This window comes from Caballeronia sp. (assembly GCF_028292365.1).
Lineage (GTDB): Bacteria > Pseudomonadota > Gammaproteobacteria > Burkholderiales > Burkholderiaceae > Caballeronia.
The window spans coordinates 1-16,135 of the sequence record NZ_JAQGMM010000083.1 but is presented as its reverse complement, the minus strand read 5'-3'; the positions used below and the strand labels follow the sequence as shown (position 1 = coordinate 16,135).

Genomic DNA, 16,135 nt, shown 5'->3' with positions numbered 1-16,135 from the left:
GGTTGTGCTTCAGCGCCGGCAGTTGGCGCAGCGCACCCGGGTCAACAAGGGGTGCGGCGCAATTTTAAGACGGAAAACGAAACACTTTGCGGATAAATACGGGCTTTTGTCCGGCCGATGCTAGTCGGCTGCTACCCGAATAGCCAGGTCGATCACAACAGTGGCCGAAGTTGTGCACAGAAATTGGGGACGACCCTGTTGACAACCTTCTGACAAACCCCGGAATGCGTTGAACGGAAACGATTTTCAGGCGCCGCTTCAAAGTGCGCCGGGCATGCGGATTCGATCGTTTCAGCCAGAGAAGTTGTGCACACAATCTGTTGAAGGACCTGTGGACAAGCGTGAGGTTATCTTCTTAAGTCATTGATAAATATGCGCGGATTCGAATCGATTCGTTTTGAACCACGCGTTGCGTGTCAGCCCGGCGTGTTGCCGGGCTCGAAACCAACGGGCGAGTTATCCCCAGTAATTGTGGGCAGGCTTGTTGATAAGCCCGGGGCTCAACGCTTAAGTCGCTGATGCAGCACGGTTTAATAGTCGTGACTCAAAGGCGCTTTGCGCGTGCTGACGTTTCAGGGAACACGAAAGGCCGGACGCTTCGCCCGAGCGACAGGAATTGCGCCGGTCCGACGGATCACGTCTCGAATCCGCGCGAGCAGATCGTCGGCTTTGTATCGATCGTCCTGGCTGAGGCGCTCGGCCACGGTCTCGAATGCCTGATCGATGCGCAGCATGATTGCTTCCGCCTCGGCGCGTTTCAGGCCCAGGCGCTCGCCGTACGCAATGAGCTGCCCGGGCACGGGGAACACTTTCGACTTGTTCAGGTTCAGTGCCATCCGGCCGTCAAGCAACGGATAAACGCCTGTGCAGACGACATCGTAGATGGGCGAGAGCCGGCGCGGCCCGGTTGGATCGGTATAGATAATGCCGATGTTCTTCATATGCGCGTCACCATCGCGAAGAAAACACGACAGTGCGACGCGCTCGAACAGACGCAGCGATTGCGCGCGGAAATCGGCGCCGGTGTAGATCTCCACCGCCCGCCCGATCATCTCGTAGCTGCCGCGATATTTGTCGTTGCCGGTCAGCACACTCATGTCTTCGAAGCCGAGCGGCGTGCCGTCCGGCGCACGGTCGAAACGCGCCATGACAAACAGCAGGCCGTCGTTGGAGAGCCAGAAATCCGGTACGTCGAAACCCGCCTCGCGCGCCACCGACATGCACAGGAATTCGTTGCGGGCGATCCCCGCATAGTCGTCGCCCTCAGCCTTCACGATCACCGTGGTCAGCGGCAAGGTCGCGTGTGCGTCGAGTGTAGCGACGCCGGGTGCCGCAACGCGGGCGGGAACCTCGGGAGCGAGAGGCACCACCGCCTTCGGCTGCACACCTGAAATGCCCGAGCCGAGCGCATATTTGCTCACCAGCCGCTCGAACAATTGTCCCGATGGCGATGACAGCAGTTCGTCCAGCCGCTCGCCCTCGCCTTCGGGCACTGTCTGGCCATGCAGCGCGTAGGTGAGCCTGCCAATCTGGTTTCGCCCGGCGAGGAACAGCAGGAACATGTCGCTGGGAGTGCCGAAGCGCGCCAGCCGTTCTTCGATGATGTATCGCAAATAGCCTTCCGGGCGATTCATCGCGAACACGTTCATCAGCGCGCCGCTGCTGTAGCTCTTGCGCCGCACAGGCATGGTCAGCGAGACGGCCGCGTCCGGCTCGACTTCGCCGTAGTTGAAGACAAACGTGCTCTCCTTCGCCAGCAAGCCGGCCATACCCTGCGGCGTGTGGACGTCGAGACGGCGGATTTTGTCGAAGAGCTGTTCCAGGTCGAACGGCGGCGCAGGCCTAAGCGGGGACGGCGTGCTCATTCGTCCTCCCTGAAGAAGAAGTCCAGATCTTCGAAGACCACAGTGTCTTTCGGACGCAGTGTGAAGTCATGGCCGAGCGCGTTGGCGATCCGGCAAAGCTCATGAAGGCCGACGTTTTGTGCGCCTTCCGCATTGGTGATTGTGCGCCGGGCTACGCCCGCACGATCAGCCAACGTCTGCTGACTCATGCGTCGCTCACGCCGAAGCGAGCGGAGTTCCGCTGCCACTCGCTCGAAATTGCTGATGGGGTCTGTGTGTTTGCGCGTCATGATGCGCAATTGTAGACTTTTTTTGTTTTTTGCGCAGCATGATGCGCATTTTTTTCGATTTGATTTCTTTCTGCTGATCGCAATGAAATGCGCATTATTATGCGCATTTATGCCTGTCGATATTAAAAATGCGCGTCAAGACGCGCATTTTTAATATCTGAGTTGACTAACACCGACAATCCACCACACGAAATGGGCAGTCCCCGTCGCCAACTGTCAGCTTCCGCGATAAAGCGCCGCACTGGCCGGCGTCGACACCGCCGGACGGGCCGAGCTTCCGTTTCGGCCCTTCGTCGCCCCATTCGAACTACCGGACGACGATGAAGCCGCAGCCGCGGCCGACCCAGCCGCCGGATTCGCCACCCCCGGCTCCATATATCCAGGTGCACCCTTCGCTTTTTGTTTCTGCCCCGGCGGTGGTGCGGACGGCGCAGTGCGCATATCGGCAAGCATTTGCGTGCATGGCAGCGGTTTGTTGTTACTCGGCGCGATCAACGGGATCAGCGCGGCAAAGGGGTTAAGCAAGCCCAGCCCGACCGCCGCCACGCTGCGGGCCGCCAGTGCACCGGCACTCACGCCCACATGCGGGTCCTTGAACGTCCCCTTCACGTACAGCGGAGAGCGCAGCGAAAATACCCGGAAACCCTTCGTGTGCGGATGAATGTTCAGGTCCATCTCCTCGGTCTTCAGATTGACGGTTCCGTCCATGTTGATCACGGCGTCGTCGGTATCGAGGGCAAACACGCGCGATTCCAGTACGCCATTGGTCGCGACAAAATCTGCCGCCGCGCAGTTGATCTTCACATCGTGCTTGCCGAACAGCTTTTCATAGACCGCGTTCGCCACGTTCAGCCCTGCCGCTTCCATGTACAGCCGGCTGACCGTGCCGTCGGTGATCAGTGTCTTGACCTCGCCGTTCATGGTTCCAGCAAGTGCGGCCGGCGAATTGCCCGTCGCCGATAACGCCGCGTCCCCGTTCACTTCACCCAGCGCCGATTGCATCGTCTTGACGGTCGGCAGCAACTGCTTGAGCTTCAGATGCCGCGCCGAGGTCGAGAAACGGCCCTGGAGCGGCTCCTTGCTGCCATCGAGGTGAATGTTGGACGACAACGTCCCGCCCGCCACGCCGAACGACAGCGGTTCGAACGACAGCACGCCGTCCGTCATCAGCACGTGCGTATAGAGGTTGGTGATCGGCAGCGCCGGGTCCTTGATGATCTTGCGGCCGGTAAACTTCACGTCGGCATCAATCGCCTTCCATCGATCCGTCTTGAACTCCTCGGCCGGCAACGCCTTCGACGACGGCTGCTTCTCCGAGTCGCCACGCTTGGCTTTGCTCGCGTTCGAATCGGCGCCGATGATCGGTGCGAGATCTGCGAACTGGAGCAAGTTCGATACGAGCTCGCCCGAGAGCAAGGGCCGCGGCTTGCGTCCTACGAACGTCAGCGAGCCGTTCAGGTCGCTGCCGCCCACGCGTCCGGTGAAGTTCTCGTACCTGAAGACATTGCCGTCAGCCTTGAACTGGCCGACGAGCCGTCCTTCCGTTGCATACGGCGGCGTCGCCGGCAGCGTCACGCCGACGATCGGATACAAATGCTCGAGGCTCACGCCCTGCAGCCAAAGTCGCAAGTCGAGCGCGGCGAGATGGGCCGGGTCTGTCACGGTCCCGACAAAAGCAATATGCGTGTCGCCGATACGAACATCGGCCTGCACGGGGAACGGGCGCATGGCGTCCTGCAAGGCGAGCACGCCGCCGACCTTGCCGTCGCCGGACACCGCCACGCTGTTGTATTTACCCTTTACCGACCAGCCGATGCCATAAGGCGGCACGGGCGGCTTCGGCCCTTCCTTCGTGGTAATGCTGGTGTTCGCCGAGACGCTTGCGGGGTTCGGTGCGCTCGCATTTTCAGCGGCTGCGGCCGACGCCGCGGAGGCAGCCGCTGCCTCCGATGCCGCCGCTTTATCGACTTGCTGGTTCAGCTTGGTCGCGCCGCTCTTGCCGACCATCTGGGCCGACGATTTCTGCGATGCCGCCTCCTGCTGCTTCATGACATCGCCGATGGGAATCATCTGGCCAAGCGTATTCACGACCACTTGCATGTCCGCTTTCGTGATTTCATCGGCATACGCAATGGTGCCCTTGTTTAGCGCGATGTCACGCAGTTGAAGGTTCCAGGTCGACGGTTCGGTCGATTGCTTGAACTTCAGCGTCCAGTTATTGCGGTTGTCTTTCAGGCGTTCCAGATCGACTGAGGGATTCACCAGGTTGATCGATGGAATTACGATGTTATGCGCGAGCAGCGGCAGGATCTCGACCTGGAAATCGATCTCGTCCAGGGTCGCGAAGAACTTTTGTTTGGTCCAGTCGGGATTCGCAATCGTGATTTTTTCCGCCGAGAAACGCGGCCATGGAACCCAGCGGCGCCAGCCGGTTTCACCGGGCGGCCGTTGCCAGCCGACCTTCAGGTCCCCCGTAATCTGGAACTGCCGGCCGATGGCCTGCGAGACTTTATCGTCGACCCAGGGGCGGGCCCGGTTCCAGTCGAAGGTCAAGAAAACGATTACTAGCACAGCGATCAGGATGATCAGAATGCCAATGATCCAGGCGACTGTTTTTCCGATTTTCCGGCCAAGCGCCATAGCGGCTCCCTCTATTTTTCTTGAAAGACCGGGCAGCACGTCCCGTGCCCGGCGATGATATCGACTAGCTCCGCCTTGCCGCGAGGATCTGCGTCCCTTCATGCTCAACGCGTGAATGGCCGTATCAGGACTCACGTGCAACGCACCCAGGGTCGCGCAAGCAGCGTTGATTTATGATTGCGCTCCGAGACCATTCCCCGAGCCTGTCTTCGCCATGTCCACGCCAGCCGACACGCCCCTGATTCGCGCAACAGCGCTCACCCGCCGCGATCCCATACGCGACCTGGTCTTGCTGCATCCCACCACGTTCACTTTGTCCGGCGGCCAGCGCGCGGTTATCACAGGCCCGTCGGGCTCAGGCAAGAGCGTGTTCCTGCGTGCGCTTGCGCTGCTCGATCGTGCCGATGACGGCGTGATCCAGTGGCGTGACAAGACCATCACGCGCGCGCGTATTCCCGCGTACAGGCGGCGAATTGCTTATATCGCGCAACGCCCAGCCATGCTCGATGGCAGCGTGGAAGACAACCTGCGTTATCCGTTTTCGCTGAAGGTGTATCGGGACGTGCGCTTCGATCGTGATCGGGTCGTCAACCTGGCCCGTCGGGCAGGCCGCGAAGCCGATTTCCTCGATAAACGCGCGAGTGAGCTATCGGGCGGCGAAGCGCAAGTTGCCGCGTTGATACGCGTGTTGCAAGTGGACCCCGACGTGCTGCTCCTCGATGAACCGACGGCATCGCTCGATCCCGCTTCCGCGCTGGAAATAGAAGCGCTCGTCGGCGCCTGGTTCGACGAGCACCCGGGCGAACGCGCCAGCATCTGGGTGTCGCACGACCCGGCGCAGGCACAACGCGTCGGCGAACGCCAGCTCGTGATGACCGCGGGGACATTGTCATGAGCGGCTATCAGAACCTGAGCCTGCTCGATATCGGGATCGCGGCGGCGCTGATTTTGATCAACGGGTTGTTGTCGGTTGCGCTGAAGCTCGACCTGGAGCGCAAGCTGATGTGGGCGGCGGTGCGCACGGTCGTGCAACTGCTCGCCATTGGTTACGTGCTCGGTTGGGTCTTCCAGTTTTCGCGCTGGTACGTCGTCTTGCCGCTCATGGCCCTGATGACGCTGATAGCGGGTCTATCGGCATCGAATCGCGGAAGGCGCACGTACGTCGGGCAGCGGGTGGATAGCGTTGTGTCGATCTGGGTGAGCTCGTGGCTGGTGGCCGCGGTGGGATTGTTCGTCGTGATCCGGATTCATCCGTGGTACGAGCCGCAATACGCCATACCGATCCTCGGCATGATCCTAGGCAACACGTTGACGGGGGTGTCGCTCGGCATCGAGCGGATGACAGAGGAACTGACGGCGGGACGAGGCACGGTGGAAATGTCGCTCGCGCTCGGTGCGACGCGATGGGAAGCAGCCCAAGGGCCCGCGCGCCAGGCCGTGCGGGCGGGCATGATCCCGACGTTGAACCAGATGACCGTAGTGGGACTCGTCAGCCTGCCGGGCATGATGACGGGCCAGGTGCTGGCGGGCCAGTCGCCGCTGCAGGCGGTCCGCTATCAGATCGTCATCATGTTTTTTATCGCGGCCTCATCGGCTCTCGGAACGGTGGGCGCAGTGTTGCTGACCTACAGGCGGCTGTTCTCGCCGGAACACCGGTTCATGGCGTCGAAGCTCGTGGAGAGGGAAAAACCGAAGCGCGGATAAAAGACGCGGACAGAGCGATGTCCCGTGCAAGCCCATGCACTACGCGCCGCCCGGCCGTCGTGCCAAAGCGTGAATCAGCGACTCTAGCCGGGCGAAGTCGACCGGCTTGGTCAGGTGATCCATAAACCCGGCATCGCGGCATCGACGGATATCTTCGTCCATGCCGTAACCCGTAATGGCAACCGACGGTTTGCCGGGTTGCAAGTCAGTCCACGCGCGGGCGACCTCGAGCCCGCTGCCATCGGGCAGGCCGATATCGCTGACCAGCAGATCGAACGTTTCACCCCGCGCCAAAGCCAGCGCTTCCGCGACCGTGGTGGCAACGCCGACCTGATGCCCGAGCAACTCCAGCACCTGCGCCATGGCGGACGATGTGTATTCGTTGTCCTCGACGAGCAGCACCTTCAGCGACCGCACGATCTCATCGGGGTCCTGCGTCGCGCGCGGCGACGTTTCATCTTCCGTCCCCGCCTTCACGAGCGGCAGCGTCAGCGTGAACCGTGCTCCCTTGTCGCGCCCATCGCTCTGAGCCGTCAGCGTTCCGCCATGCTTCAACGCAAGCGTACTGGCGATAGCCAGGCCAAGCCCCAACCCGCCGAACGCGCGTGTGATGGAATCATCGGCTTGTTCGAAGGCTGAAAAGATCCGCGGCAACGCTTCGGCGCTAATCCCGATGCCGCTGTCGGTGACTGAAATCGCGACGGTCGAGCTATCCGGATTCCACATCCGCACCGCAATACGCCCGCCCGCCGGCGTGAACTTCACCGCGTTTTTCATCAGGTTCCACACGATCTGCTGCAAGCGCGCGGCATCGCCGAAAACCAGCGTGGAGGTCGCGCCCAAGGTTGTTTCCAGCGTCAGGCCCTTGCCGCGCAAATCGGACTCCGACATATCGAGCGCACTCGACATCAGCGTCTCCAGCACCACATTCGCAAAGTTCAGCGAAAGCTTGCCGCGCGCGATGCTGGTCAGGTCGAGCAGATCGTCGATCAGGCGCGCCTCCAGCTCCACATTGCGCCGGATCAGTTCGAGCGTCGCCTGGGCGTCAGCGGGCAGCGCGTGGCGTATCTCCAGCAAACGCACGGCCGCAACAATCGGCGTCAGCGGTGTACGCAATTCATGCGACAGCACCGCCAGGAAATGATCCTTCGCCCGATTCGCGGTCTCGGCCTGTTCCTTGGCCACCCGCAAAGCATCGGCGGCCATGTGCTCTTCGGTGACGTCGCGGATGATCTTCGAGTAGCCGATCAGGTCGCCGTTATCGGCACGAATCGCTGTCGTCACGCCCGATGCGAAAAACGAGCGCCCGTCTCGGCGCCAGAGCCAGCGGTCGTCGCTCGCACTGCCATCGGCTTGCGCCGTCTCCAGCTCCTGCGCAAACACATGGGTGTCGCGATCTTCCTGACCATAGAACACTTCGGCCGACCGGCCGACCACATCCTGTGCCGCGAACCCGAGAATTCGCTCCGACGCCGCGTTCCAGGTCCGGATCCGGCCTTCCTGGTCGAGTGTGATGACGGCGTAATCCTTCAGTGCATCCACCAGCAAGCGGAAGTGCGTTTCCGTCTCCCGCAGCGCGCGTTCAACCGCAATCCGCTGCTGGCGCTCAGTGCTTTCCGTCAAGGCGCGCCGCACGACGGCAGGCAACCGTTGCAGGCGCTGCTTCAGGACATAGTCGGTGGCGCCGCGTTTGAGCATGTCGACGGCATGCTCCTCGCCGAGCACGCCGGAAACGAAGATGAACGGCGTATGCGGCACGCGCTCGCGGGCGATCGCCAACGCTTCGACGCCGGAGAACACCGGCATCACGAAGTCCGCGAGGATCACATCGAAGTCGGACGCCTCGAGCGCCGCGATGAAACCCTGTTCCGTATAGACGATTTGCACGTCGACCTTATAGTCGGCGCGTTCCAACTGCGTCAGGGTCAGTTCCGCGTCGAGCGCGTTGTCTTCTACGAGAAGCAGATGCAAAGGCTGCATGGTCAGGGCACTCAGGCGAGCCGGCACACGCGATACTGCCGGGCAGGTCGCATCGGGCAAAACAACGAAAGGACCAGCGGGACCAAGCGGCTACGCCGGGCGCCGTGCAGGAGGAAGACGCCAGTGTGCACCAGATTCATTCCGGCGCGAACTGACGGCGAAGGCGCGTCGACCCGGGCGGCGGCTCGTTGAGCACGGCCCAGAACACGCCGAGATCGGCTATTGCCTGCACAAACTCATTGAACTCGACCGGTTTCACCACATAAGCATTCGCGCCGAGCGCGTAGCTGCGCACGAGATCGGGCTCCTCACGCGACGACGTCAGCATGACCACCGGAATCGCCTTCAGCGCCTCCGTGGAACGGATGGTTTCCAGCACTTCCAGACCGTCTATTTTCGGCAGCTTCAAGTCGAGCAGGATGACTGCGGGATTGCCTGGATTGCGGTCGCTCCATTCGCCTTCGCAACGCAGGTAATCGATTGCTTCCTGGCCGTCGCGCGCCACGATCACTTCGTTGGCAAGCTGGCTTTTGCCGAGCGCCACGAGGGTCAGTTCGAGATCGCTGGGATTGTCTTCGACAAGCAAAATGGGTTTCAGCATGGTCCGGTATGACGGGTTGAAATAAACGGTGGTGAGATCATTCACTCGGCGACCAGTTCAGTGAAACGCTGCGTCATCGGTCAAGCATGGCACGCTCAGCTCCGCGGTGACGGCAGCGCCGGCTTACGCAGCTTGCCGGCGCCGGTTTCGGTGGGTTCGGCCCTGAATACCTTAGGCAGTGAAAAGTGGAACGCGGCGCCCTCGCCTTCGCGGCCTTCGGCCCAGGTCCTGCCGTCGTGCCGCTCTATGATCCGGCGCACGTTCGCCAGGCCGATGCCGGTGCCGTCGAACTCTTCCGCGCGATGCAGCCGCTGAAACACGCCGAACAGCTTGTTCACGTACTTCATGTTGAACCCGACACCATTGTCCCGCACGCTGACAATGTATTCATCGGCTGTCGAATTCACCAACAACTCAATTTTCGCCGATTCTCGTGTACGCGTATATTTCACCGCGTTCGAGAACAGATTACGCAACGCGATCTGCAGGAACGCCGGGTCACCAGTCACTGTAGGCAGATCCGGGACAATCCACTCCACCTTTCGGTTCGCTGTCTCGGCGGCAAATTCTTGCGCGACCGATCTCACCAACTGATTCAGATCGACGCTCACCGGGCGCAGCGCGGCACGGCCCATTTGTGAAAACGTGAGCAAGTCGTCGACAAGCACGCCAGCGAAACGCGCCGACTCAAGCATGTTGTTCAGGAAGCGCTTGCTGCGCTCGGACAGCGTCTCGCCCTCGCTTTCCCGCAGCAAGTCCCCATACCCGGCAATATGGCGCAGCGGCGCGCGCAGGTCGTGCGAAACAGAATACGAAAACGCCTCGAGTTCCTTGTTTGCACGACGCAATTCATTCGCGAGCTCGGCCAGTTCTTCAGCGCGGCGCAACACGATATTGAGCATGCCCAAGCGGAATTCGCCCGCAATTTCGAGCTCCACCGGATGCCAGCGCAGCGACCGGTTGCGCACGGTTTCGAGCCAGGGCGCAAAGTCTTTTCGCGGCGCCACGCTGCCGTTCTGACTCGACACGCCTTTGACCGGTTCGCCCGCCCACGTGATCGTGCGCGTTGTTTCAGGACGGAACCAGATGACGTAGTTGCGAAATATCTGTGAGATAGGTACGGCCAGGATGCCGCTCGCGTTGTCCGTGTGTTGAGACGCCCGCGGCCACTCTTGCGACAAAAAATCGGTTGCGTAGACGCCCGACGTGCTTGACGCGAGCCACTGCGCCAGCGCGAGCACGGTCTGCGGGTCCGGAGTGGAACCCATCAGCGTGGCCTTACCGTCCACCACGATTGCGGCACCGGTCGATCCGGCAAAACACAGCAATTCGCCAGGCGCCGATTTAAGAACCGATAAATAGTCGTCTTGCTCCGCCAAGGCGGCCATGAGCTGCGACATCGTGCGTCGAAGGCCCAGCAGATACGCCGTCTCCGCGCGCTCCTCCTTCGCCTCGATCTGCAGCGACAGGAGCTGCCCCAGATGCTCGATCGCGACTCGCACTTCGAACGGCACGAGACGCGCGTCGTGGTCATGGCAGGAAATCAGACCCCAGAGCTTGCCGCGCACGACCAGCGACACCGACATTGATGCGTGCGTACCCATGTTGCGCATGTACTCGAGATGGATCGGCGAGAAACTGCGCAGCGCGGCATAAGTGAGGTCGGTCGGGCGGCCAGTCGCAGGGTTCACGGGCGGAACGAGTCGCGCGGCTTTTGCGTCCACGTTCGCGACGAGCCGCACGCGCTGTTTCACATATAACGCGCGAGCCTGACGCGGGATATCGGAAGCGGGGAACAACTGATCCAGGAACGACGTGTATCCGTCCTCGATATGCTCCGCCAGCACGTGGCTGCGGCCCTCGTCGTCGAATTTGTAGATCAGCACACGGCCAAAACCTGTCATCGCGCGCACTTCGCGCACGGCCAGGTTCACGAGTTCGGTCAGGGTCACCACGTCCTGCAGGCTGCGTGTGAAGGTGCGCACTAACGGATACATCGATGCAAACACGTCTGCAGTCGGATGCCGTGCCACTTCGAGTTCGACGATCAGGTTGCCGTCGTGCCGATGCATGGTGATGTCGAGTTCGGGACCGTCCGTTGCCGTGGACAGGTGCTTCCGTGCGGCATCACGCGGGATGAAGAGCGGGTTGTCGATCACGCCGAGATAGAGCGGCGCCTCGTCGAGCATCGCCGTGGCAGCAGCATGGGAGACCCGCGCCGCAGCAGCCGCGCCAATGACCACATCCACGGGTTCGCCCAGCAATCGCTCCACTGGACTGCCCACGAGCGTGGCGACATTCTCGCTAGCCTGGACGATCGTAAGCGCGCTGGAAAGGCAGAGCAGATAACCATGCGGCTGGATCCCGCCGGGAATGTGGATGGGTTCGGCGTCGCACTGCGCATTCGTCGCGCCCGCACCGTCTGCCGTGAGTGCCGTAGATGCCGTGAGGGTCCCGTGGGCGGGCTCTGCGCCGGTTAGCGCTTCCCGATCCGCAGTTGTGCTTGCGTTCACACCCGGACTTGAACCGTTGCGATTATCCAGCCCACGCATGGCCGCCGTATGCTGCGACACTGGCTCTGGCCCACTGCTCATGCCGTTGCTCCCCATCCTGTGCGAACCGGGTCAAGCCAGCCGTGCAACCCGTCGAACGTGGCGATCGCAGCATGCACCGCTTCGTCGTACTGCTCAGACGGCACGTTCGCGCTCGCGGTCTCGCGAAACGCGTTCCACATACTGCCCGTACGTAATCCATAACCTTCGAAATAAGCGTTACCGGAGCCGCTTTGGAGACCGAGCACTGTCGCGACGTGCGGCGCGATGAAACGTCCTCCGAGCGTGGAGCCTTCCATCACGTACATGGAGCCGAAGACGCGGCCGATGCTGTCCATCGCAGGCAGCTGTTCAATTTTAGTCACCCCGTTCGCGCGGTTGTTATCGCCGGTCAGGTGCGCCAGGTCCGAAGCGAGCAGCGACGCCTTGCGACGCCCGTCGAAAAAGTCGCGCAGATGCGCGGGCATGGAGGCCGCCGCCGCATCCTCCCACGGTGCGACGTATCCGCAAAAGCCTTCGAGCAAGGCCACATAGTCCTCTCGCAGCCACTCAAAGCGCATCAGGTCCAGTGCGTTTTCCAGCCGCTCATGACACGCGGTAGTTTCGTTTTTCAGACGGGACAGGAGATCGTATTGCATGATCCATTTAATAGGTTTGCCGCTGGTTTGCCGATGGATTGCCGCGCGAATCCCGCGATGTTGTCCCGACCGCCAGATACCGGGTGCCGGGTGGCCATGCCGGACCCCGGCGCGTGGTGTTACGGCAATTCAGGTGACTGCGGCGTGGGCCGCCATGTGACTGCGGCCGGCGGGGCATCGAACGCTCCTGGCTCGCCGCCTCGAACTCCGCGCCGGATCGGCATCGATTACCGATGCACAAGGTCGGCGCGCACGCAAAATGGTAGAAACAACTGCAGCGGGTGGGATGAACGCCTTTCTCAGCTTGGCTCGCACGCGGCCGTGCGAGTTCTCCAATACCGCGCGCCCATTCTACGCAAGAGGCGCTTTGTTGACCACGGGCAGCAAACCGGCGGCGCCGCATCACTGCTTGCGCTTGCTGCCCTGATCCGTGCGTGAACCCGTTTGTGTGCGCTCCTGCGTCCGCTCCTGGGTTCGTTCCTGATACTCCGCGCCGCCGCGGCGATCCGTGTCCTGCAAGCCACGCTCCAGGTCTTCGTGAGCTTGCTCTCCGACCTCACGCGGTTCATCTTCCTGCTGCGACGCAGGACTCTGATCGGTCTCATGTGGCAATGGCACGTCCGCACCGTCATCGCGTTTTTGCTGCGCGGGATGTTTGCTTTCCAGCTCACGTCCGTCTTGCGCCGGACCTTGACGCGTGGTGTTGGCGGCGTCGTGTGATGTCTTGCCTTGCTTCGTCATTGCAACCTCGCTGTCGGGATTGTGATGCGGTGATCGTTGTGCGGTTATCGTTCCCCCTTGTTCACTCAATATCGAGCCGCTTTTTCATGGAAGCGGTGATGCGTTGCCGTGTTTTCGCGTATTGGCTCCATGGATCGGTTTTGAGTGCGTCCAGGCGCTCATGCAGGTTGCCGATATTCCATTGATCGCCGCTGGTGGTGGCGTCAAGTTCATCCCAGCCGATAGGAACCGACGCCCCCATGCCCGGCCGCGCGCGAAGCGAGAACGCGGCGACCGTGCTCGAGCCCCGGTTGTTGCGCAAGTAGTCGACGAAGATCTTGTCCCGGCGATTCTGCTTGCCCATTTTCGCGGAGAAATACTTGGGCAGCGTGCTGGCCATGTGCTGCGCGACCGCCTGCGAGAATCCCTTCACTTCGTCCCAGCCGGCTTGCGGTGTAAGCGGCACGACCACATGCAGGCCCTTGCCGCCGCTCGTCTTGCAGAACGATTCAAGGCCGAGTTCCATCAGCAATTCATGCGTCAGGCGCGCGGCCTCCTGCATCCGGTCCCAGCCGAGTCCTTCGCCTGGATCAAGATCGAAGACCATGCGGTCGGGCTTCTCGAGTTTGGCAGCGAGCGCATTCCAGGTGTGCATCTCGATCGTGCCCATTTGCGCCGCACCCACCAGTGCGCCGACGTTTTCTATAGTAATGAGCGCGGGATGACCAGGATCGATGCCCGGATGCTGCTTGACGTTCGGAATGGTCAGCTTTTCGCTGTGCTTCTGAAAGAACAACTCGCCGCCGATATCCTCCGGCGCACGCACCAGTGACACCGGCCGGTCTTTGAGATGCGACAACATCCATGGCGCGACAGCCTCGTAGTAAAGCGCGAGATCGAGCTTGCGCGTACCTGCCGAGGGATCGATCACACGATCGGGATGACTGATCTTTACGCCCGCTACAAGCTCGGTACCAGCGGAACTGCGCGTGGATTTTTTAGCGGCGGATTTCGTTGCGGCCGTCGTGGATTTACTGGCTGGTTTTGACGAATCAGTGGTCTTCGACGAAGTTTTTTTCGTCGCCGCTTTCACCGCGCGAGTCGCTTTCGCCGTGCTCTTGGCCGCTGTCTTCTTCGTGGGCTTGTTGTCTCTTTCGTCCTCGTCGTTCAACCCAACCTCCTTCGTCGTTTTCGGCACTTCCTTGACGATCTCCCGCGCCGGCTTGTCGTCCCTCAGGCTCACGAACGATGCTTGCCGGACGATCCGCTCCGACGTCCATTCGGCGAAATTGCATTCGGCGACAAGTTCCGGTCTGACCCAATGCACCGGCGTACGGCTACGCTCTTTCGGCGCGCTGGCGAACGGCATTGTCTTGGCCTCGCGTGCATCGAGTTGCTTTTTGACAGCGCGCAGAGTCGATGCATCGAAGCCGCTGCCCACGCGCCCGGCGTATTGCAGCTTGCCGTTCGCGTCATAAACGCCAAGCAATAACGCGCCAAACTGCCCCCGGCTGCCCGTCGGCTCCGAATAGCCGCCGATCACAAACTCCTGCCGGCGCCGGCATTTAAGCTTGATCCATGCGTTGCTTCGCCCCGGTGTATACGTGCTGTCGTGCCGCTTGCCGATAATCCCCTCCAGCGCCATGTCGCAAGCGCTTTTCAACAGATCATCGACGCTGAATTCGAAGTCGGCGGAGAAGCGCAGCGCGTCGTCATCGACCGGTTCCAGCAGCGCCTTCAAGATCGCTCGCCGCTGCACCAGCGGCACGCCACGCAGGTCGTAACCGTTCAGGTAGGGGATATCGAAGAAATAGACAGCGATATCTTGAGGACGATTGGCGTCGAAGGCGTTCTGCAGTTTCTGGAAACTGGGCAGGTCGTTGTCGTCGAGCACGACCGCTTCGCCGTCGAGCCACGCGCTATCCACATCGAGTTGACTCAGCGCCTTGACCTGGCGGCTGAACTTGTCGGTCCAGTCGTGACCGTTGCGCGTGAAGACCTGCGTGGATTTCGCCTTTGATGCAGCCTGCCGGTCAATGCGCACAAGAATCCGATAACCATCGAACTTGATTTCGTACGACCAGTCGTCGCTCGATGGTGCGGTGTCCACGAGTGTCGCCAATTGGGGCTTCATGGTTGCAGGAAGCTTCGCGCGTACTGCGTCCTGGATCGCGGGGTTATCGGCGAGCGTGCGCAGCGATTCCCCGCTCCGGTTCGCCACGATATCCGGCCGCGGCCGCTCAGGGCCCTTGCCTTGATCCTTCACGGCAGGACGCTTCGGCGGTGGTGCGGCCTTCGTCGTTTTGCTCGCCTTAGCCGCGGTCTTTCGCTCGGTCCTTTCGCGTACTTCACCGTTCTTCGTGCGCGCGCCGAGCGAGTCGCTCATCACACTGCCCGGTTGCTTGAGCAGCACGTCGTAGTCGGCCTCGTTGCGCGCTTCGTCGTCACGCTCCTTGATCAACAGCCATTGCTCTTTGTCGCTGTTGCCACGCATGTTGCTGCGTACGAGCGTCCAGCCGCCGTGCAGCTTTTCACCGTGCAGGACAAACTTGAGCTTGCCCTTCGCGTACGTTTCACGGGCTTCGTCGATGCTGCCAGTCTGCGGCTCCCACGTCCCGCGATCCCACACGATCACGCTGCCCGCGCCGTAATTTCCCTCTGGGATACTGCCTTCGAACGAGCCGTAGTCGATCGGATGATCTTCCACATGCACAGCCAGCCGTTTGACTGACGGATCGAGACTCGGCCCCTTCGGTACGGCCCAGGATTTCAGCGTGCCATCCAGTTCGAGACGAAAATCGTAATGAAGACGCCGGGCATCGTGTTCCTGGATAACGAACGAAAGCGCGCTCGCCTGAGCCTTTTTCGACGCACGCCGGGCTCGGGCCTTGTCAGCCGCCTGACCGGATGGCTCGGGCGTCTGGTTGAAGCGCCTCATACGCTGATAGGTGTCGAGTTTATCGGCCATTAGCGGATCGTTTTTTGTAGTGCGTTTAGACGTGTAACTCAGCGCATTGAGTCAGCACATTGACTCAACCCGCGACGACGGGCTTAAGCGCGTTTGCGGCGCGTCGTTGTCTTGCGTGCCGGTTTGGCCGCCGGTTCCGCGGCTTCGGCATCGGCCGTGTCATCCTCGCCGCTGCCGGTGCTTTTAGCGCCGCGTCTC

Annotated in this window: 11 protein-coding genes; 2 read left to right on the top strand and 9 right to left on the bottom strand. The window is 61.3% G+C overall.

What is annotated here, in order from left to right; translation table 11 throughout:
• Positions 1–572: 572 nt before the first annotated feature.
• The 3 genes from JWR14_RS04795 to JWR14_RS04785 all read right to left on the bottom strand — a co-directional run bounded on the left by JWR14_RS04795 (position 573) and on the right by JWR14_RS04785 (position 4,774).
• A complete protein-coding gene (locus JWR14_RS04795; RefSeq protein ID WP_299702209.1) occupies positions 573–1,865 on the bottom strand; it encodes a type II toxin-antitoxin system HipA family toxin in 1,293 nt (430 codons plus the stop codon).
• Positions 1,862–2,134 (bottom strand): helix-turn-helix transcriptional regulator, encoded by a 273-nt coding sequence (locus tag JWR14_RS04790; protein WP_299702206.1) that lies wholly within the window; start codon positions 2,132–2,134, stop codon positions 1,862–1,864. Before JWR14_RS04790 ends, JWR14_RS04795 begins: the two co-directional genes overlap by 4 nt.
• 216 nt (positions 2,135–2,350) lie before the next feature.
• On the bottom strand, positions 2,351–4,774 hold the full coding sequence (locus JWR14_RS04785) for an AsmA family protein (protein ID WP_299702203.1): 2,424 nt from the start codon (positions 4,772–4,774) through the stop codon (positions 2,351–2,353).
• Between the two features lie 214 nt (positions 4,775–4,988).
• On the opposite strand from JWR14_RS04785, the gene JWR14_RS04780 reads away from it, so the two are divergent.
• Both JWR14_RS04780 and fetB read left to right on the top strand, forming a co-directional pair.
• On the top strand, positions 4,989–5,669 hold the full coding sequence (locus JWR14_RS04780) for an ATP-binding cassette domain-containing protein (RefSeq protein WP_299702200.1): 681 nt from the start codon (positions 4,989–4,991) through the stop codon (positions 5,667–5,669).
• Positions 5,666–6,478, top strand: coding sequence for an iron export ABC transporter permease subunit FetB (fetB, locus tag JWR14_RS04775; protein WP_299702196.1), 813 nt, complete (start codon positions 5,666–5,668; stop codon positions 6,476–6,478). Before JWR14_RS04780 ends, fetB begins: the two co-directional genes overlap by 4 nt.
• Positions 6,479–6,517: 39 nt before the next feature.
• On the opposite strand, the gene JWR14_RS04770 is transcribed toward fetB, so the two are convergent.
• The 6 genes from JWR14_RS04770 to ligD form a co-directional block, all read right to left on the bottom strand.
• On the bottom strand, positions 6,518–8,458 hold the full coding sequence (locus JWR14_RS04770) for a response regulator (protein WP_299702193.1): 1,941 nt from the start codon (positions 8,456–8,458) through the stop codon (positions 6,518–6,520).
• 136 nt (positions 8,459–8,594) lie between these two features.
• Complete coding sequence (locus JWR14_RS04765; protein WP_299702212.1) at positions 8,595–9,059, bottom strand: response regulator; 465 nt, start codon at positions 9,057–9,059, stop codon at positions 8,595–8,597.
• A gap of 95 nt (positions 9,060–9,154) precedes the next feature.
• Complete coding sequence (locus JWR14_RS04760; RefSeq protein ID WP_299702191.1) at positions 9,155–11,653, bottom strand: ATP-binding protein; 2,499 nt, start codon at positions 11,651–11,653, stop codon at positions 9,155–9,157.
• Entirely contained in the window at positions 11,650–12,249 is a 600-nt protein-coding gene (locus tag JWR14_RS04755) for a biliverdin-producing heme oxygenase (RefSeq protein WP_299702188.1), read from the bottom strand. The genes JWR14_RS04760 and JWR14_RS04755 overlap by 4 nt, the downstream gene beginning before the upstream one ends.
• A 402-nt stretch (positions 12,250–12,651) precedes the next feature.
• Positions 12,652–12,990, bottom strand: a complete 339-nt coding sequence (locus JWR14_RS04750) for a hypothetical protein (RefSeq protein ID WP_299702184.1) — start codon at positions 12,988–12,990, stop codon at positions 12,652–12,654.
• Positions 12,991–13,051: 61 nt separating this feature from the next.
• A complete protein-coding gene (gene ligD / locus JWR14_RS04745) occupies positions 13,052–15,937 on the bottom strand; it encodes a DNA ligase D (protein WP_299702181.1) in 2,886 nt (961 codons plus the stop codon).
• Between the last annotated feature and the right edge of the window lie 198 nt (positions 15,938–16,135).

Excerpts from the sequence above, each read along its gene's own strand:
- JWR14_RS04795 (WP_299702209.1), bottom strand. The coding sequence starts at position 1,865 with ATGAGCACGCCGTCCCCGCTTAGGCCTGCGCCGCCGTTCGACCTGGAA.
- JWR14_RS04790 (WP_299702206.1), bottom strand. The coding sequence starts at position 2,134 with ATGACGCGCAAACACACAGACCCCATCAGCAATTTCGAGCGAGTGGCA.
- JWR14_RS04785 (WP_299702203.1), bottom strand. The coding sequence starts at position 4,774 with ATGGCGCTTGGCCGGAAAATCGGAAAAACAGTCGCCTGGATCATTGGC.
- JWR14_RS04780 (WP_299702200.1), top strand. The coding sequence starts at position 4,989 with ATGTCCACGCCAGCCGACACGCCCCTGATTCGCGCAACAGCGCTCACC.
- fetB (WP_299702196.1), top strand. The coding sequence starts at position 5,666 with ATGAGCGGCTATCAGAACCTGAGCCTGCTCGATATCGGGATCGCGGCG.
- JWR14_RS04770 (WP_299702193.1), bottom strand. The coding sequence starts at position 8,458 with ATGCAGCCTTTGCATCTGCTTCTCGTAGAAGACAACGCGCTCGACGCG.
- JWR14_RS04765 (WP_299702212.1), bottom strand. The coding sequence starts at position 9,059 with ATGCTGAAACCCATTTTGCTTGTCGAAGACAATCCCAGCGATCTCGAA.
- JWR14_RS04760 (WP_299702191.1), bottom strand. The coding sequence starts at position 11,653 with ATGAGCAGTGGGCCAGAGCCAGTGTCGCAGCATACGGCGGCCATGCGT.
- JWR14_RS04755 (WP_299702188.1), bottom strand. The coding sequence starts at position 12,249 with ATGCAATACGATCTCCTGTCCCGTCTGAAAAACGAAACTACCGCGTGT.
- JWR14_RS04750 (WP_299702184.1), bottom strand. The coding sequence starts at position 12,990 with ATGACGAAGCAAGGCAAGACATCACACGACGCCGCCAACACCACGCGT.
- ligD (WP_299702181.1), bottom strand. The coding sequence starts at position 15,937 with ATGGCCGATAAACTCGACACCTATCAGCGTATGAGGCGCTTCAACCAG.